Raw genomic sequence first — 15,898 nt, 5'->3', positions numbered from 1 at the left:
GCGGGACCCCGGCTCAAGGCCGGGGAGACGATGAACTTTGAGGACTGATATGCTTGAAATCACCAACCTCCACGCCACTGTCGGTGGCAGCGAAAACCCCAAGCCGATCCTCAAGGGGCTGACGCTCACCGTCCCGGCGGGCGAGATTCACGCGATCATGGGCCCCAACGGCGCGGGCAAATCGACGCTGTCGAACGTGCTCGGCGGCAAGCCGGGTTATGACGTGACCGAAGGCAGCGTGACCTTCAACGGGCAGGATCTGCTGGCGCTCGACCCGCACGAACGCGCGGCGGCGGGGCTGTTCCTCGGCTTCCAGTACCCGGTCGAGATCCCCGGCGTCTCCAACGTGCAGTTCCTGCGCGAGGCGCTCAATTCGCAGCGCAAGGCGCGCGGCGAAGAACCGCTGTCGGGCGGCGAATTCCTGAAACTCGCCAAGGACAAGGCCGCGCTGCTCCAGATGGATATGGACATGCTCAAGCGGCAGGTGAATGTCGGCTTCTCCGGCGGCGAGAAAAAGCGCGCCGAGATGGTGCAGATGGGGATCCTCAACCCCTCGTTTGCCGTGCTGGATGAAACCGACTCTGGCCTCGATATCGATGCGCTGCGGATCGTGGGCGCAGGGATCAATTCCATCATGCGCGCACCCGACAAGGCGGTGCTGCTGATCACCCACTACCAGCGCCTGCTCGACGTGGTGAAGCCCGACAAGGTGAGCGTGCTCGCCGGAGGCCGGATCGTCGAGACCGGCGGGCCGGAACTCGCGCTCAGGCTCGAGGCCGAGGGCTATGATGCGGTGATGGCATGACCGGCGCTGTTGCGACTCTCCCAACCCGCCGTGACGAGGCATGGCGCTATGCCGATATGGATGGCGTGGCGCGGCTGGGCGCTGAAGCGCTTGAGCAGTGGGAAGAGATCGCCGTTGCTGCTGGCGAGAGCCTGATGCGGTGCTTCATCGTCGGCAGCGACGCGCCCGAACTGCACCGATTTCGCGTGACGCTGGGTGAAGGTGCGACCGCTGCGTTCTTCGTAACCAATGCCGGGCGCGATTACACCCGCGTCGAGATCGAAGTGCGGCTCGCCAAGGGCGCGCATTTCGAATTTGGCGGGGTCACCATCGGCGGCGGCGATGCGACCCGCGAGTTTGTGACGCAGGTCGTCCATGCCGAACCTGAGGCGACCAGCAACCAGACCATCCGCGCGGTTCACTGGAACACCGGGACCGGCAATTTCCTTGGCGAGATCAAGGTCGCGCGCGATGCGCAGAAAACCGACGCCGCGCAGGATTTCAAAGGCCTGCTGCTGGAAGCAGGTGCCAGCGCCAACGCCGTCCCGCAGCTCGAAATCTTCGCCGATGACGTCAAATGCGCGCACGGCGCAACGGTGGGCGAACTGGACGAATCCGCCCGTTTCTACATGATGGCGCGCGGGCTTGACCCGGCGGCTGTGCAGCGGCTGCTGGTGCAGGCCTTCATCGGCGATGCCTTTGTGGCGCTGGATGACGAGGGTGAGCATGAGCGGTTGCTCGATGCGGCGCTGGCCGCGCTGGAAGGGGCGAAGCTGTGAACGCGCCCGCCACCATCACCCGCGATCTGCGGGCCGAGTTCCCCGGCCTGACCACGGCCGAGGGCCAGCCGTGGCATTACCTTGATACCGCCGCGACCGCGCAGAAACCGCGCGCGGTGATCGATGCCATGGCGCGCGCGCTGGGCGAGGATTACGCCACTGTGCATCGCGGGGTCTATGCCCGCTCGGCCGAAATGACGCTGGCTTACGAGGCGGCGCGGCGGCGGATTGCGCGCTTCCTTGGCGGGCTGGAGGAAGAAGTGGTCTTCACCCGCGGCGCGACTGAGGCCATCAACCTTGTCGCCCAGACCTGGGGCCGGACAAACCTGAAGGCCGGTGACCGCATCCTGCTGTCGCAGCTTGAACATCATTCCAACATCGTGCCCTGGCAGATGATCGCGGCAGAGGTCGGCGCCCACATCGATGTCTGCCCGCTGACAGACGATCACTGCATTGATCTGGATGCGGCAGAAGCGATGCTGACCGAGCGGCACAAGCTGGTTGCGCTGGCGCATGTCTCCAACGTCACGGGCAGCGTGCTTGATGCGAAGCGGGCGGCGGCTTTGGCGCACAAAGTCGGCGCGAAACTGCTGCTCGACGGGTGCCAGAGCGCGCCGCACATGGGCGTCAATGTCAGCGCGCTTGACTGCGATTTCTACGTCTTCAGCGCGCACAAGCTTTATGGGCCCACCGGCATCGGCGCGCTGTGGGCGCGGGCCGAACTGCTCGATGCCATGCCGCCGTGGCAGGGCGGGGGCGCGATGATCGACCGCGTGACGTTTGAAGCCACCACCTATGCCCCAGCGCCGCAGCGGTTCGAGGCCGGGACGCCCGCGATTACCGAAGCCATCGCCTTTGCTGCTGCCGCCGATTATGTCGACGCCATCGGGCGCGATCAGATCCACGCGCACGAAGCCGCGCTGGTCACCCGGTTGCGGCGCGAACTCGGGGCGATGAATGATGTTACCCTGTTCGGCCCGGCCGACAGCGCGGGCATCGTCAGCTTCGCCATCGATGATATTCACCCGCATGATCTCGGCACCATCCTCGACGAGGCGAATGTCGCGATCCGTGCGGGCCACCACTGCGCTCAGCCGCTGATGGATTACCTTGGCGTCCCCGCCACCGCGCGCGCCAGCTTCGGCCTTTATTCGACCGAGGCCGATATTGATGCGTTCATCGCCGGCGTTGCCCGCACCCGCCGGATCTTTGGAAAGGCCTGACCCATGCACGACCAGCAGGAACCCCGCGACGATCTTGCCGAAGCCCTGTCCCAGGATGCGGCCCCGGCCAAGCCGCCGCGCGCCCGGGTGGCGGATGCACCCGACCCTGACGATGCGCCGGAGGCTCCGCGCGCCCGCGACTATCTCGACGGATTCCTCGCCGCCAAGCCTGCCGAGGGCGCTCCGGGCGGGCCGGGCAGCGACCTGCAGGCCGATGTGATCGCGGCGCTGCGCGAGATCTTTGACCCGGAAATCCCGGTCAATATCTATGATCTGGGTCTTATCTACGGGGTCGAGGTGGATGAAAATTCCGACGCCACCGTCACCATGACGCTGACCACGCCGCATTGCCCCGTTGCAGAAACCATGCCGGGCGAGGTCGAGTTGCGCTGTGCATCGGTGCCGGGCATCCGCGATGCCGAGGTGGTGCTGGTGTGGGAGCCCGCCTGGGGCCCGCACAAGATGAGCGACGAGGCACGGCTCGAACTGGGGATGCTGTGATCGACGCAGCCGCCATCACCATCGGCCTTGCCGATTATGCGAGGGCGCGCGATGCGGAGGCGGTGGCGGCGTTGCTCGATGCCTATGCCCGCGACCCGATGGGCGGCGGCAGGCCGCTGCCCGACGCGGTGAAGGTACGGCTGGTGGGCGATCTGGCGGCCAACCCGCACGCCTTCTCGCTGCTGGCGCGGCTGGATGATGCAGCGGTGGGGCTGGCCAATTGCTTTATGGCCTATTCGACCTTCGCCGCGGCCCCGATGGTCAACATCCACGATTTCGCGGTGCTTTCCGGCCATCGCGGCACCGGGATCGGCCGTGCCTTGCTCGCCGCTGTCGAAAGCGAGGCCTTGAACCGCGGCGCATGCAAGGTCACATTGGAAGTGCTGAGCGGTAATGAACCGGCAAGGCGGCTTTATGCCGCCAATGGCTATGGCGATTACCAACTCGATCCCGCCGCCGGACACGCATTGTTCTGGCAGAAGAGGCTGACATGACCGAAACGACCACCACCACTCGCCCCGCGCCCAAGGCCGCCGTGATCCTGACTCCGGGTGCCGAAGCCCGGATTGCCGATCTGATGGCCAAAGCGCCCGCCGACGCCATCGGCGTGAAGCTGTCGACCCCGCGCCGGGGCTGTTCGGGCCTCGCCTATTCGGTCGATTATGTCACCGCCGAAGCGAAGTTCGACGAAAAGATCGAAACCCCCGGCGGCACCTTCTACATCGACGGGGCCAGTGTGCTTTACCTGATCGGCAGCGTGATGGACTGGCGCGAGGATGATTTCACCGCTGGCTTCGTGTTCGAAAATCCGAATGCCAAGGGTGCCTGTGGCTGCGGCGAGAGCTTCATGGTCTGATCATGGCGCGCGTCGCCCTGGCCACGGCGTTCGTGCGCGTGTTCTACGCCCACCGGCAGCGCGGCTGGCGGTCTCGGATTGTGCGGCGCTGAAGGGCTGGCCGATCAGCCTTCCGCCGCGATCCGGGCGAGCAGACGGCTTTCCAGCTCGTCCACCGCGCCATCGGCGTCGATCATTTTCTCAAGCCATTCGCGTTCGTGATCGGTCACGGCCTCGCCTGCGGCAGCCAGCGCGCCATAATCCGGCCCGCTCTGGCGCTTGCCGAAGACCTTGCCGAAATGGTTGCCCGCCTGCGATCCTTCGCGCAGCATACGGCCCATGAAGCGGGCGACGCTGGGGGTATTGTCGGCGACGAAGGCTTCCAATTCCAGCTTGCGTTCGTGGCCGACCTGCGCGTTCTGGAAGGCAAAGCCCTTGAGGAAATTGGCCACCCCATCGATGAATAGATCGTCCCACTCGGGAGCGTTTTCCTCGGCGAGGGTCTTGTCCTTCAGGCGGAACAGCATTTCTGCGTCGTAGCGGGTCACCGCCGCCGGCCCGTGGCCGCCGCTGGCGAAGATCACCCGGCGGATGATCCGGCATTCGGCCGCGCTGATATGGGTGGCGGAGAGTTCTCCGCCGCAGCGGGTCGGGCCGACCCCGGTCAGCACTTCGCGTTCGACAGCGCCAAGCACATAGTTCTTGAGCCGCTCGGCGGTGTTCTCGGCGCGTTCGATGATCCGCACCATGGCTTCGAGTTCGGCCATGCTTTCGACCACGCCATCGTGATCGATCTGCGCAATCAGCCACGCCGCCTCGGCGTCGGAACATTGCAGCCGCGGCGGGGTGCCGTTGAGCACGTGTTCGCCGATCGCCTCGACGAAGAAATCGACCCATTCCGTGCTGCGCACCATCAGCGCATTGTTGAGCGCGAACAGTGCCCCGGCCTCGGCGCGGGTGATGATCCCGTCGCCCCAGCCTTCGCGGCGGAGCGCGAGCAGTTCGTCTGTGGTCACCTGCCCATCGGCTGCGGCTGCTTTCGCAAGCTGGATGAATTGCGTCGTCATGGCCCGGTCATATCCCTTGATTGCGCGCATGGCATGGCACGAACAGGCTTAAGACAGAGTTACCGCACCTGCTGGCGGGCCTCGACCTCGCGGATGCAGGCGCCGCGATCGACTTCGTCCCCGCCTTGCCGCATCCGCGCCTCGACATGGGCGGCAACCGCATCCGCGCCGGGGCGCAGCGGATAGAGGTAGATGTCGAGCACGCAGGTCGCGCCGCCGAACTGCAGCTTGCGCGCATCGCCTTCGGCCAGATCGATGCGCGGCGGGCCGAACCGCCCGGTCAGCACGCCCGCCGGCGATCCGATCACCCCTTCGAGGCCCTGCGGCGCCATCACCTGCGGCACCCGCACCACCCCGGTCGGCGCCGGCGCGGGCGCAGGAGCAGGCTTTGCCCCGCCTGCACATCCTGCAAGCACGAACGCCGCGGTAAGGGCAGCAAGAGCACCGGTCTTCATCGCACGCCTTCGTCCTGTTCCAGCCGCCGCAGCACCAGATGGGTTCCCGCCGCCGCGCCGATCACCGGGGCCAGCAGATTGGCGAAGGGCACCAGCATCATCCCGGCCACCACCGCCCCCAGCGCGAAGCGTTCGCCCCGCGCGACCGGGTTGATCCGCTCGGCCCCGTCGCCATGGCTCGTGCAGTGCCGCAGCCATGCCATGTCGGCCAGTTCGCGGCCCAGCAGCACGGCATTCACCCCAAGGAACACCAGCGCCGGGCCGATCGCGGTGAAGGCGAGAATGCCCGCCACCGGCAAGGCCAGCAGGTTATAGCCAAGCGCGCGCGCCAATCCTCGCAGCGAATTGGCAAACTCGCGGCGCAGGGGCAGCGGTTTTGCTTGCGCTGCCAGCGCCGGATAATGCCGCGCCTCGACCGCCGCGACGATTTCGTCGGCGAAGAACTGCAGCACCGCGAGCGCCACGATCCGGAACAACAGCCACATCGCCACCGGCACCAGCACCGCCGCGACCACCCCGGCCCATTCGCCGTCATAGCCGTATCTTTCGATCACTGCGGCAAGCCCGAAATAGACGCCCGCGCCCAGCCCCGCGAACAGCGCGAGCGTGATGCCGATGCTCTTGCCCAGCACACGCAGCACGGCGGGATCGGAAAGCTGGCCAAAGGCCTTGGCAAGGGCGGCGGGAACGGCAGACATGGTCCCCGGTCGATGCGAGGTGTGCTGCGCGAAGTCAACGCGTCGATGCTGCGGCGCACACAGATGCTTGGCGTGGCGGGCGAAGGCGGCTAGGCGACCGGGAAACGCCAGACAAGGAACCCGCCCGTGCCCGAAACCACTCCGCCCCGCTACGACGTGATCGCCATCGGCAATGCCGTGGTCGATGTGATCGCCTCATGCGAGGAAGAGCTGATCGACGAGCTTCAGCTCAATCGCGGCGGCATGACCCTGATCGACGAGGCGCGGGCCGACGAACTGTACGAAGCCATGCCGCCCGCGCGCGAGATCTCGGGCGGTTCGGCAGCCAACACGCTGGCGGGGCTGGCCACGCTCGGCCTGCAATGCGCCTTCATCGGCCAGGTCGCCGATGATCAGTTGGGCAAGGTGTTCCGCCACGACATGCGCGCCACCGGCATCGATTTCGACACCCCGGCGCGTGATGGCGAGCCTGCGACAGGCCGTGTGCTGATCTTCGTCACCCCCGATGGCGAGCGGACGATGAACACCTTTCTGGGGGCGGGCCAGTTCCTTCCCGCCGCCGCGCTGGATGAAGACCTGATCGCCAGCGGCGCGATCCTCTATCTCGAAGGCTATCTGTGGGATCCGGAGGAGCCCCGCCGCGCCATGCGCCGCGCCATCGAGGTCGCGCGCGAGGCCGGGCGCAAGGTCGCCTTCACCGCGTCCGAAAGCTTCGTGATCGATCGCCACCGCGACGATTTCCACGCCATGATTGAAGACGGCGTGATCGACATCCTGTTCGTCAACGAAAGCGAGCTGGCGACGCTGACGGGCGAGGATGACTTCGAAACGGGCCTCGCCGCTGTCGCAGGCAAGGTGCCGGTGCTGGTCGCCACCCGTTCGGAGAAGGGCGCGGTTGCCATCGCTCACGGCGAACGCGCCGAGGTCGCCGCCGTGCCGGTGATCAAGGTGATCGACACCACCGGTGCGGGTGATCAGTTCGCGGCGGGCTTCCTGTCGGGCTATGCCAAGGGCGAGCCGCTGACCCGCTGTCTCAAACGCGGGGCCATCTGCGCTTCCGAAGTGATCGCCCATTACGGCCCGCGTCCCGAGGCCGATATGCAGGCGCTGATGGAAGAGCGGTTGTAAGGTGTTTGTTTGCGCGCCCGCCTTGCGCGGGTGCGATATCCTCGCTCACGCGAGCTTAGGCTCGCATCGCTGCGGGCGGGCAGTCGCCCCTGCGGCTGCTACGCAGCCGTTTCACGGCGCGTTCCGCGTTGTTCCCGGTTTCCTGAAGTTGGAGACACAGGTGACACTGTCCAGGAAGCGAAAACCCTCTCGCTTCGGGGGGGGTGTGGCGGCTGACGATGGCAAAGAGCGCGCTGGTTCTAGCGCCCCTTCGCTCCTGTAGGAAAGCTCACTCGTCGGGCACGTATCCGGCCCGGCGCAGCGTCACCATGTAGCGCGCGATCTGGTTGATCTGCGCAACGGTGAGGGTGAAGTCCATGTCCTCGGGGTAATTATGCGCCTCGGCCAGCCAATCGGCCAGCGAGGCTTCCGAAAGGCCCCGGCGGTTGGCGATCGCGGCAAAGCTGGGCGCTTGCGGGTTGGGCGAGAGGAACGGCGGTTCGGCCGCATGGCACCCCCCGCATGCCCCCTGAACAAAGGCCGGAGCCTGCATGTCGGCCGAGGGCGCGGTGCGCTTACCCACCATCGGCGGCGGGTTGTCCGTTCCGGCGCTCTGACAGGCGGAAAGCGCGAGCAAGGGCGCGGCGAGGATGGCGAAAGCGCGAAGGAGGTTCAGGGTCATAATGCCCCTATGGGCCTTTCGGGTCACCTTGTCCTTGATCAGGATCAAATTTGTCGCAAGCCTCCCAACAGACAAGCCGGCGGGATGACTGCTTTTGGGCGGTGCGCTGTCGGGTGCGAATGGCCGGAAGTGGGTGGTTTTGTGACTGTCCGGTTTTGGAAATGAACACCGAGAGAGCAGACACTTTCACGCCAAACCGCTTATGGCAGCAAACGCCCCAATTATCGACGTATGGTGCATCCCTATGCTTTAACTGGAAAAGGTCTAAATCGAGAGCAGAATCCATGGGATGAGAATATGCAAAGTTTGAAAGGGAGCATCATGCTTTGGATTGTCTGGATTGCCTTGGCATTCGGCACACTTGTACTCGTCTTGAGCGCAATAAGCAGCGGGTCCCAACGTCCCAAGCCGTTCAGGTATAAGATAACGGTTGAGGTAGAGACGCCTCAAGGGCTGCTGTCGGCGTCAGCTGTTCGCCAAATTCGGTTCTCAAAGACAATGAACGGTGGGCACCTCGCGCAGGTAACCGGTGAGGCTGTGGCCTTAGACTTGCCAGGTGACCAGGCCCTTTTTGCACTCCTGACTGGGGTAAACGGTAATGCCGATCATGCATCGCAGATGATATGGCATGTATTTAGAGAGCTCGATCAAGATGTGATTGAGCTTTGGCCAAATGCCCCGCAAGTCGATAATCCTAGGACTCCGAATCCGGCGCCGATGCTAGTAACTTTCGAAGACCCCAATGACCCGGTGAGCGTGAAGAAGCTTGAGCTCGAAAACTTGGAAGCTGCCTTTGGACAAGGTGTGGTGCTCAGGAACATTACCGTGGCACGGACCAGTTCACCTGTGACCAATATGATCGGAGACCGGCTTGAGTGGCTCAGTGTATACCCTGAGCCAAGCTTAAAGCGGGGCCACGGCCAAAGAGATTTTAGTTTGCCTGCAACTCTTAAGCATGGAGCCTTTCGGCAGGGAAAAACGAAATGATTGGCCAACTTTCACTTGCCGTTCCTCAGAACAGCTAAATCTTGTCGGTCCAATCGCGATGTATGGTATTCTCAATGACCGCCTGCGCCCCATGTCCGCTTTTGCCCACAGTTCGAGACATAAAGAGCCAGCGCGAACCGCGTCCGCTTTTGGGAGGCAGAATGGCAAGCGCTAATGACTGAGAGGGGGTCGATTGCTGAACGTCCGCTTTTTTCCGAAGACGCAGCAAAGCAGCCGCTACGCTGCGCCTTCCCGCTCGACTTCGCGCCATCCTATGTCGCGGCGGCAGAAGCCGGAGGGGAAAGTGATCGCGTCAACCGCGGCATAGGCGCGCCCCTGCGCTTCGGTGACGTTCGCGCCGGTCGCAGTGACGTTCAGCACCCGCCCGCCATTGGCCACCAGCGCGCCGTCGTTCAGAGCGGTTCCGGCGTGGAACACCTTCGCCCCATTGCTTTGCGCATCGCCCAGACCAATCGCGCCGCCCTTTTCGGGCGTGCCGGGATAGCCTTTGGCCGCCATCACCACGGTGAGCGCGGTGTCGGCACGGAACGCGGCCTCCACCCCGGCCAGTTCGCCCTTGGCGCAGGCGAGCATGATCTGCGCCAGATCGCTTTCCAGCCGCATCATCAGCACCTGGCATTCGGGATCGCCGAAGCGGGCGTTGTATTCGATCAGCTTGGGGCCGTCCGCCGTCAGCATCAGCCCGGCATAGAGCACGCCCGAATAGGGATGGCCGTCCTCGCGCATCGTCCGCACGGTCGGCTCGATGATTGCGGCCATCACCTGCGTCTGCAACTCCGCCGTCAACACCGGGGCGGGGGAGTATGCGCCCATGCCGCCGGTGTTCGGCCCCACGTCGCCATCGCCCACGCGCTTGTGATCCTGCGCCGATCCGAAGGGGATAATGGCGGTGCCGTCGGTCAGCGCGAAGAAGCTGGCTTCCTCGCCTGCCATGAATTCCTCGACCACCACCTCAGCGCCCGCGCTGCCGAAGGCTCCGCCGAACATATCGGCAAGCGCGGCCTCGGCATCAGCGAGGGTATCGGCAATCACCACGCCCTTGCCCGCCGCCAGGCCATCGGCCTTGAGCACGTAAGGCGGAGCAAAGCGGGTGAGCGCGGCGCGGGCTTCTTTGAGCGAGGACGTGCGGACATAGCCAGCGGTGGGGATGCCCGCGCGGGCGCACAGATCCTTGGTGAAGCCCTTCGACCCTTCCAGTTGCGCGGCGGCCTGCGACGGGCCGAACACTGGCACCCCGACAGCGCGCAAGGCATCGGACAGCCCATCCACCAGCGGCGCTTCCGGGCCTATCACCACAAGGCCGATGGTCTTGTCGGCGCAGAACGCGATTACCGCGGCGTGGTCGGTCACATCCAGCGCGACCAACTCCACCTCCTCGGCGATACCGGGATTTCCGGGGGCAGCGTAAAGCTGCGTAAGGCTGGGGGATTGCGCCAGCTTCCACGCCAGCGCATGTTCGCGGCCTCCCGAACCCAGAAGCAGGATATTCATGGCCCCTCCGCCGAACAGTGATGACCCAACCGGTCGTAACGATGCCGGGCTGGTAGCGCGCACGGGCGCGGGCGACAATGCGCAGCCGCTGACCATCAGCGAAATATCCGCGCTGCTGAAGCGCACGGTCGAGGATCGCTTCGGCTATGTGCGGCTGCGCGGTGAATTGTCGGGGGTGAAACGCGCGGCGTCAGGGCATTTCTACTGCGCGCTGAAGGATGAAGGCGCGGTGATCGACGGGGTGATGTGGAAGGGCAACGCCGGGCGACTGAACTTCCGCGCCGAGGACGGGCTGGAGGTGATCGCGACCGGCAAGCTGACGACCTATCCGGGGCGCTCCAAATACCAGATCGTGATCGACAGCCTCGAACTGGCGGGCGAAGGCGCGCTGCTGGCGCTGCTGGAGAAAACGCGCGCAAGGCTGGCGGCGGAGGGGCTGTTTGCGGACAGCAAGAAGCGCCGCCTGCCGTTTCTGCCGCAGGTGATCGGGGTGGTGACATCGCCGACGGGCGCGGTGATCCGCGATATTCTCCACCGGCTGGCGGATCGTTTCCCGACCCACGTGATCGTCTGGCCGGTGCTGGTGCAGGGGCAGGGCGCGGCGGAGCAGGTGGCAGCGGCGGTGCGCGGGTTCTCCGCAATCCAGCCCGGCGGTCCCGTCCCGCGCCCCGATGTGGTGATCGTGGCGCGCGGGGGCGGGTCGATCGAGGATCTGTGGAGCTTCAACGAGGAAGCGGTGGTGCGCGCCATCGCCGAATGTTCGATCCCGGTGATCAGCGCCGTGGGCCACGAAACCGACACGACGCTGGCCGATTTCGCTGCCGACCGCCGCGCGCCGACGCCCACGGCTGCGGCGGAAATGGCGGTGCCGGTGCGCGCCGATCTGATGCTGACGCTGGCCGATTTCGGCACGCGGCAGGCGCGCGCGGTCTACCGACCGGTCGAACTGGGGCGCGAACGGCTGGCGGCGCGGGCGCGGCTGCTGCCGCGGCCCGAACACCTGCTGCAACCACAGGCCCAGCGGCTCGACGATCTGGCCGAACGGCTGCGGCGCGGGCTGGGTGAGCGTTCGGCCAAGGGGCGTGAGCGGCTGGCCGGCGCGGCCGCGCGGCTCTCGCCCAGCCTGCTTGCCCGCAGCCTTGCCGAAGTGCGGCGGCGGCTGGATCGCGTTGGCCTCACCCCGGCCCTGGTGCAGCGCCCGGCCCAGACCGCTGCCGAACGCCTCGCCCGCGCCCGGCTCACCCCGGCGCTGGTGGAGCGGCCCTTGCAGGCAGGCGCCGACCGGCTGGGAGCGCTCACACGGGTAATGAGCCAGCTTCATCCCGAAAAGCCGCTGGAGCGCGGCTATGCCATTATCCGCGATGCCGAGGGCAAGGCGCTCACCACCAGCGCCGATGCTGCGCGCGAAGCGGCGCTGGTGTTGCAGTTTCGCGACGGCAGGCTCGATGCCGTCCCCGCAGGCAGTGCGCCGCCCCGTCCGCGCCCCGCGCCAAAGCGCCCCGGCCCCGGCGCGGCACAAGATGATTTGTTCAGCTAGGCCAGTGGTGCTATCGGGCGTGCCATGCTGATGTCCTCCGCCGACAAGACCGCCAAGCTGTATTACGGCCCCTCCAGCTTTCGCGTGCTGCGCCCGGGCAACCACGTGTTGTGCGCGGTGACAAGCATGCCGATCGCGCTCGCCGATTTGCGTTACTGGAGCGCCGAACGGCAAGAGGCCTATGCCTCGTGCGAGATTGCCACGCGCCGCCTGCTCGGTTTCGATCCGGCGGGTCAATAGTCTGCAATGCGCCGCCAGCGGCTGCTAGCGGCGCTCGCCGTGACGTTGCTCTGCGCGCCCGGCACATGGCTGCGGACGGAGGTGGAACACAAGGTTCCCCAACAGATCGATGTCGCCCTGATCGCCGGGCCGCAGCCGACCGGGACGGCGGGGTGGGAACGTGTCGGTGTATGGCAGTATAGCGCCGAGAGCCTGCATTTTGGCGGATTTTCGGCCATGCTTGCGCTCAGGTCGGGCACCCTGCAGGCCTTTTCCGACCGCGGCTTTCGCTTTACCCTGACCGAGCCTGACCTGCCCGATGCCACGCGCCAGCTGGATCGCCAGCTGGTGCAACCCGGCGATCAGTACACGCTGACCGATATCGAGGCCGCAACCCGCGCCCCTGACAGCGGGCATTATTGGCTGGCCTATGAACAGACCCATCTGATCCACCGCTTCACCAGCGCCAGCGCGGCTGATGGGGTGCGCGGCCTGACCGGCGAAGTGGATTGGCCGATGAATAGCGGGATCGAAGCGATGGTGCGACTGGCGGACGGACGCTTTGTCGTCCTGCCCGAAAACAACCGCACCGGGCTGATCTTTGTTGCCGATCCGGTCGATGGCGGCAAGCCGGCCAGTTTCGCCTTCCGCTCTCCGGCCAAAGGCTATGCGGCGACCGATCTTGCGCAGCTGCCAGATGGCCGGCTGCTGGTGCTGATGCGCAGTCTGAAGCGGCCTTCACCCCGGATCTGGCCGCCCTTTTCCGCGCTGCTGGCGATCGGGCCAGCCCCTGTTGCGGGCGGCACCTTTGCGCCGACGACCGCACTGGCGCTGGATGGCGTGGTGCCACGCGACAATTATGAAGGGCTGGCGGTGCGTGCGCGCCAGGATGGGCGGCTGGATGTGTGGATCATGTCGGACGACAACTTTGCGACCTTCCAGCGCACCTTGCTGGCCAAGCTGGTGTTTGATCCCAGCGCCTGAGCCGGACAAATGAAAAGCGCCCGGGCAACCCCGAGCGCTCTATCATATCGCCACGTCCCGCAGGACGCGCGCCAATCAGGCGGCAGCCTGCGCCTTCACCAGTTCGCGCTTCACCTTAAGCGCATTGGCCGAAAGCTTTTCGTCGCTGGTCTTGATCAACCAGTTATCGAGACCGCCATTGTGTTCGACCGAGCGCAGACCGTGGGTCGACACGCGGAACTTGAAGCTGCGATCGAGCTTTTCGCTCATCAGCGTCACGTTCTGCAGGTTGGGCAGAAACACGCGCTTGGTCTTGTTGTTGGCGTGGCTCACATTGTGGCCCACCTGACGGCCCTTGCCGGTCAGTTCGCAGATGCGCGACATAGTTTGTCTCTTCTCGTAAAAATCGGGCCTAAGCTTGGGCCTAGGCAAGGAAAGCGGGGCGCATAACGGGGCCGACCCGAATCGTCAAGCAAGTTGCGCCCGTGCAGCGCCCGGGCTAGCGCACCAGGCGATGAACCGCCCGACCCCCCAGTGGCCGCTTCCCCCGCCGATGAGCCTTGCTCTGGCGCAGGCCCGCGCCGCTGCCGAAGCCGGCGAGGTGCCGATTGGTGCGGTGGTGGTCAAGGATGGGGTGGTGATTGCCGAGGCCCATAACAGCCCCCGCGACCTGCATGATCCCACCGCCCATGCCGAAATCCTTGCGATCAGGCGGGCCGCCCGCGCGCTGGGCGATGAACGGCTGGCGGATTGCGAATTGTGGGTGACGCTGGAGCCTTGCGCAATGTGCGCCGGCGCGATCGCCCATGCGCGCATCGCCCGGCTGTATTATGCCGCCAGCGATCCCAAGGGCGGCGCGGTCGAACATGGCGCGCGGGTCTTCGACCAGCCGCAATGCCTGCATCGGCCCGAAGTCTATTCCGGCATTGGCGAGGACGCCGCGGCAGATTTGCTCAAGACGTTCTTCCGCGAAAGGCGCTGAAACGCGCAAAGGCTGGCGCACCGGGAAGGATGAACATGAGAGCTGGGTGATCGCTCTCTAATCATTGATTTTTTGCCATACCGATAGACGAGCAAAAACCTATATCGATCAGACATAAGTGATCGCTTTATTGATCCGCTGTGCCCGCCAGTGTCAGCTTGGCGCTCTTATGGCTATTACAACAAATGGTCATGCGATCGCCTGAAAGCAAGCATGCTTGCCGATAGATCTCGATGGCAGGTTCTGGGATTAATCCGCAGTGCGACGGCGACATGACGAGCCATTTGGGTGGGTTAGAATCAATAACCCTCTTCGTATGGTATATATCCACTCAGCTGGTTAGCCCGATTGTTATTTTCTCGAGCCTGGCAATTGGCTTCGGCGGTCTTTTGTTCAGTCGGTTCGGTCGAATACTGCAAGCCTTCAACGCGGCACGCCGCGTCCTTCTGTTTAATCCACGCCCTCTGTTGTGCCAACAGCTGCTTTCGCACATCAGCATCGATCGAATTCCACACAACACCGATGGCCTCTTGCGAGGCCTTGCGCTGCGCCACGGCCGCCTCAAGTCCAGCATTGAGCATGGCCTGAACAGCCTCTTCTTCTTGCTTGCGGGCGAGTTCGGCTTCTTGCTTTTCGACCCTTATTTTGTTCTCGATCCGATCACGCAGCAGAGAAGCGGCAACCACCTCGCCGAATATGTCGAGCTTGCCATCCGAACGCTCGAACTCGGCGAACACCTTTTCGCCATCATCGGTGGGCTGAACGCTGTAATCCAGCGATCCCTTGAGGTAGTCAGCCCCTTTATCCATTTCCGCATCATCTATGGCATTTGCGATCTTGGGCAGTCCAAGCAATTCGCGGGCGGCATCCGCTGACTTGAAGGTTTCGGGCGAGAACACGATTTTGAGCGTGCCCGTGCAGAAACGCTTGGTGCTGTCCGGGTCTTCTTTTGTGGTGCGGATGTCCTCAAGGATCAACTTAACCGTGGCAACTGAAGCCCGGACAGAAGATGCGCTGATAAGATAATTACCGTCATCGTCCTGCGCCCGCTCAAGGGCCACTTTCTCAAGCCCTTCACGGATGGCGCTTTCGAGAGCGCCCTTGGAACTGTCGTCTGAACAATTGGTCTCAGAAAAAGCTGAGCACGATGCCAGCGCAATAGACGCAAATGCCAGCGTAAACAGAGATTTCGTCCGCATTCCAACCATTACTCACGCCCCTGTGAAGTGTCCGTCGTCAGAACATTTGGCACAACTTGCGGCGTAGATTAGCGGAGTGCGGACCTCGTCTGGGGGTTGGTTTTAGGCGGCGAGCTTGCGGTGTTGCAAGCGCCGATGTTCGATGGTGTGTCGCTTGATCCTTTCACGCTGATTGAGGATGGAAGCCGCCCTGCCGAGGTAGGCGTCGGCGGGCGTCACGTTGGACAGCGCTTCGTGATAACGCTGGTGGTTGTAGTGCTCGACGAAGGGCTCGATCTGGGCCTCGAGGTCACCGGGCAAGAAGTAGTTTTCCAGCAGGATGCGGTTCTTCAGGGTCTGGTGCCAACGCTCGATCTTGCCTTGGGTTT

General features: G+C 64.5%; 20 protein-coding genes. 12 read left to right on the top strand and 8 right to left on the bottom strand.

From position 1 onward, the window contains the following. Positions 1-49: 49 nt before the first annotated feature. The 6 genes from sufC to BUA05_RS11640 are packed head-to-tail and all read left to right on the top strand — an operon-like array spanning position 50 to position 4,143. A complete protein-coding gene (gene sufC / locus BUA05_RS11665; RefSeq protein WP_072675193.1) occupies positions 50-805 on the top strand; it encodes a Fe-S cluster assembly ATPase SufC in 756 nt (251 codons plus the stop codon). Further along, positions 802-1,563, top strand: a complete 762-nt coding sequence (locus BUA05_RS11660) for a SufD family Fe-S cluster assembly protein (RefSeq protein ID WP_072675192.1) — start codon at positions 802-804, stop codon at positions 1,561-1,563. The genes sufC and BUA05_RS11660 overlap by 4 nt, the downstream gene beginning before the upstream one ends. Then, the gene (locus tag BUA05_RS11655; RefSeq protein ID WP_072675191.1) at positions 1,560-2,786 is read left to right on the top strand and encodes an aminotransferase class V-fold PLP-dependent enzyme; all 1,227 of its coding nucleotides are present in this window, start codon (positions 1,560-1,562) and stop codon (positions 2,784-2,786) included. Before BUA05_RS11660 ends, BUA05_RS11655 begins: the two co-directional genes overlap by 4 nt. Positions 2,787-2,789: 3 nt before the next feature. Continuing rightward, positions 2,790-3,287: a DUF59 domain-containing protein gene (locus BUA05_RS11650; RefSeq protein WP_084662642.1), complete on the top strand. Its 498-nt coding sequence runs from the start codon at positions 2,790-2,792 to the stop codon at positions 3,285-3,287. Beyond that, the gene (locus tag BUA05_RS11645; protein ID WP_072675190.1) at positions 3,284-3,781 is read left to right on the top strand and encodes a GNAT family N-acetyltransferase; all 498 of its coding nucleotides are present in this window, start codon (positions 3,284-3,286) and stop codon (positions 3,779-3,781) included. The genes BUA05_RS11650 and BUA05_RS11645 overlap by 4 nt, the downstream gene beginning before the upstream one ends. Then, a complete protein-coding gene (locus BUA05_RS11640) occupies positions 3,778-4,143 on the top strand; it encodes a HesB/IscA family protein (RefSeq protein ID WP_072675189.1) in 366 nt (121 codons plus the stop codon). The genes BUA05_RS11645 and BUA05_RS11640 overlap by 4 nt, the downstream gene beginning before the upstream one ends. 104 nt (positions 4,144-4,247) lie before the next feature. Here the strand turns inward: BUA05_RS11640 and BUA05_RS11635 are convergent, their stop codons facing one another. Genes BUA05_RS11635 through BUA05_RS11625 form a run of 3 tightly spaced genes read right to left on the bottom strand, consistent with a single transcriptional unit; the run spans position 4,248 to position 6,342 of the window. Then, positions 4,248-5,189 carry a hypothetical protein gene (locus tag BUA05_RS11635; RefSeq protein ID WP_072675274.1) on the bottom strand — a complete coding sequence of 314 codons (942 nt, stop codon included), beginning with the start codon at positions 5,187-5,189 and terminating at the stop codon, positions 4,248-4,250. A gap of 59 nt (positions 5,190-5,248) precedes the next feature. Then, positions 5,249-5,644 carry a hypothetical protein gene (locus BUA05_RS11630; protein ID WP_072675188.1) on the bottom strand — a complete coding sequence of 132 codons (396 nt, stop codon included), beginning with the start codon at positions 5,642-5,644 and terminating at the stop codon, positions 5,249-5,251. Continuing rightward, the gene (locus BUA05_RS11625) at positions 5,641-6,342 is read right to left on the bottom strand and encodes an EI24 domain-containing protein (RefSeq protein WP_072675187.1); all 702 of its coding nucleotides are present in this window, start codon (positions 6,340-6,342) and stop codon (positions 5,641-5,643) included. The genes BUA05_RS11630 and BUA05_RS11625 overlap by 4 nt, the downstream gene beginning before the upstream one ends. 126 nt (positions 6,343-6,468) lie before the next feature. Here BUA05_RS11625 and BUA05_RS11620 point away from each other — a divergent pair, with 126 nt between their 5' ends. Beyond that, on the top strand, positions 6,469-7,470 hold the full coding sequence (locus tag BUA05_RS11620; protein ID WP_072675186.1) for an adenosine kinase: 1,002 nt from the start codon (positions 6,469-6,471) through the stop codon (positions 7,468-7,470). Between the two features lie 268 nt (positions 7,471-7,738). Here BUA05_RS11620 and BUA05_RS11615 read toward each other — a convergent pair whose 3' ends face one another. Then, positions 7,739-8,131, bottom strand: a complete 393-nt coding sequence (locus tag BUA05_RS11615; RefSeq protein WP_143150311.1) for a hypothetical protein — start codon at positions 8,129-8,131, stop codon at positions 7,739-7,741. A 231-nt stretch (positions 8,132-8,362) separates the two neighbouring features. Between BUA05_RS11615 and BUA05_RS11610 the strand changes: the two genes are divergently transcribed. Then, a complete protein-coding gene (locus BUA05_RS11610; RefSeq protein ID WP_143150310.1) occupies positions 8,363-9,118 on the top strand; it encodes a hypothetical protein in 756 nt (251 codons plus the stop codon). Between the two features lie 237 nt (positions 9,119-9,355). Here BUA05_RS11610 and purD read toward each other — a convergent pair whose 3' ends face one another. After that, positions 9,356-10,630, bottom strand: coding sequence for a phosphoribosylamine--glycine ligase (purD, locus tag BUA05_RS11605; protein ID WP_072675183.1), 1,275 nt, complete (start codon positions 10,628-10,630; stop codon positions 9,356-9,358). On the opposite strand from purD, the gene xseA reads away from it, so the two are divergent. From xseA to BUA05_RS11590, 3 genes are read left to right on the top strand one after another with little or no spacing between them, the layout of a single operon-like run. Then, positions 10,629-12,167: an exodeoxyribonuclease VII large subunit gene (gene xseA / locus BUA05_RS11600; protein WP_072675182.1), complete on the top strand. Its 1,539-nt coding sequence runs from the start codon at positions 10,629-10,631 to the stop codon at positions 12,165-12,167. The genes purD and xseA overlap by 2 nt on opposite strands. 24 nt (positions 12,168-12,191) lie before the next feature. Continuing rightward, positions 12,192-12,407 (top strand): DUF2093 domain-containing protein, encoded by a 216-nt coding sequence (locus BUA05_RS11595; RefSeq protein WP_072675181.1) that lies wholly within the window; start codon positions 12,192-12,194, stop codon positions 12,405-12,407. A gap of 6 nt (positions 12,408-12,413) precedes the next feature. Beyond that, positions 12,414-13,370 (top strand): esterase-like activity of phytase family protein, encoded by a 957-nt coding sequence (locus BUA05_RS11590; protein WP_072675180.1) that lies wholly within the window; start codon positions 12,414-12,416, stop codon positions 13,368-13,370. Between the two features lie 75 nt (positions 13,371-13,445). Here the strand turns inward: BUA05_RS11590 and rpmB are convergent, their stop codons facing one another. Next, complete coding sequence (gene rpmB, locus BUA05_RS11585) at positions 13,446-13,733, bottom strand: 50S ribosomal protein L28 (RefSeq protein ID WP_072675179.1); 288 nt, start codon at positions 13,731-13,733, stop codon at positions 13,446-13,448. Positions 13,734-13,863: 130 nt separating this feature from the next. On the opposite strand from rpmB, the gene BUA05_RS11580 reads away from it, so the two are divergent. Next, the gene (locus BUA05_RS11580) at positions 13,864-14,331 is read left to right on the top strand and encodes a nucleoside deaminase (protein WP_245790182.1); all 468 of its coding nucleotides are present in this window, start codon (positions 13,864-13,866) and stop codon (positions 14,329-14,331) included. A gap of 299 nt (positions 14,332-14,630) precedes the next feature. On the opposite strand, the gene BUA05_RS11575 is transcribed toward BUA05_RS11580, so the two are convergent. After that, a complete protein-coding gene (locus BUA05_RS11575) occupies positions 14,631-15,539 on the bottom strand; it encodes a lysozyme inhibitor LprI family protein (protein ID WP_072675178.1) in 909 nt (302 codons plus the stop codon). A gap of 93 nt (positions 15,540-15,632) precedes the next feature. Further along, the coding region (locus tag BUA05_RS11570) for an integrase core domain-containing protein (RefSeq protein ID WP_143150309.1) at positions 15,633-15,898 on the bottom strand (266 nt) is incomplete at its 5' end.

The organism is Erythrobacter sanguineus, assembly GCF_900143235.1.
In the GTDB taxonomy this organism is placed as follows: Bacteria; Pseudomonadota; Alphaproteobacteria; order Sphingomonadales; family Sphingomonadaceae; genus Erythrobacter; species Erythrobacter sanguineus.
This window is presented reverse-complemented; position numbering and strand designations above follow the sequence as displayed.

Bases quoted from the DNA above. Each gene is read 5' to 3' on its own strand.
- sufC (WP_072675193.1), top strand. From the start codon at position 50: ATGCTTGAAATCACCAACCTCCACGCCACTGTCGGTGGCAGCGAAAAC.
- BUA05_RS11660 (WP_072675192.1), top strand. From the start codon at position 802: ATGACCGGCGCTGTTGCGACTCTCCCAACCCGCCGTGACGAGGCATGG.
- BUA05_RS11650 (WP_084662642.1), top strand. From the start codon at position 2,790: ATGCACGACCAGCAGGAACCCCGCGACGATCTTGCCGAAGCCCTGTCC.
- BUA05_RS11640 (WP_072675189.1), top strand. From the start codon at position 3,778: ATGACCGAAACGACCACCACCACTCGCCCCGCGCCCAAGGCCGCCGTG.
- BUA05_RS11635 (WP_072675274.1), bottom strand. From the start codon at position 5,189: ATGACGACGCAATTCATCCAGCTTGCGAAAGCAGCCGCAGCCGATGGG.
- BUA05_RS11630 (WP_072675188.1), bottom strand. From the start codon at position 5,644: ATGAAGACCGGTGCTCTTGCTGCCCTTACCGCGGCGTTCGTGCTTGCA.
- BUA05_RS11625 (WP_072675187.1), bottom strand. From the start codon at position 6,342: ATGTCTGCCGTTCCCGCCGCCCTTGCCAAGGCCTTTGGCCAGCTTTCC.
- BUA05_RS11615 (WP_143150311.1), bottom strand. From the start codon at position 8,131: ATGACCCTGAACCTCCTTCGCGCTTTCGCCATCCTCGCCGCGCCCTTG.
- BUA05_RS11610 (WP_143150310.1), top strand. From the start codon at position 8,363: ATGGTGCATCCCTATGCTTTAACTGGAAAAGGTCTAAATCGAGAGCAG.
- xseA (WP_072675182.1), top strand. From the start codon at position 10,629: ATGGCCCCTCCGCCGAACAGTGATGACCCAACCGGTCGTAACGATGCC.
- purD (WP_072675183.1), bottom strand. From the start codon at position 10,630: ATGAATATCCTGCTTCTGGGTTCGGGAGGCCGCGAACATGCGCTGGCG.
- BUA05_RS11595 (WP_072675181.1), top strand. From the start codon at position 12,192: ATGCTGATGTCCTCCGCCGACAAGACCGCCAAGCTGTATTACGGCCCC.
- BUA05_RS11590 (WP_072675180.1), top strand. From the start codon at position 12,414: ATGCGCCGCCAGCGGCTGCTAGCGGCGCTCGCCGTGACGTTGCTCTGC.
- rpmB (WP_072675179.1), bottom strand. From the start codon at position 13,733: ATGTCGCGCATCTGCGAACTGACCGGCAAGGGCCGTCAGGTGGGCCAC.
- BUA05_RS11580 (WP_245790182.1), top strand. From the start codon at position 13,864: ATGAACCGCCCGACCCCCCAGTGGCCGCTTCCCCCGCCGATGAGCCTT.
- BUA05_RS11575 (WP_072675178.1), bottom strand. From the start codon at position 15,539: ATGGTTGGAATGCGGACGAAATCTCTGTTTACGCTGGCATTTGCGTCT.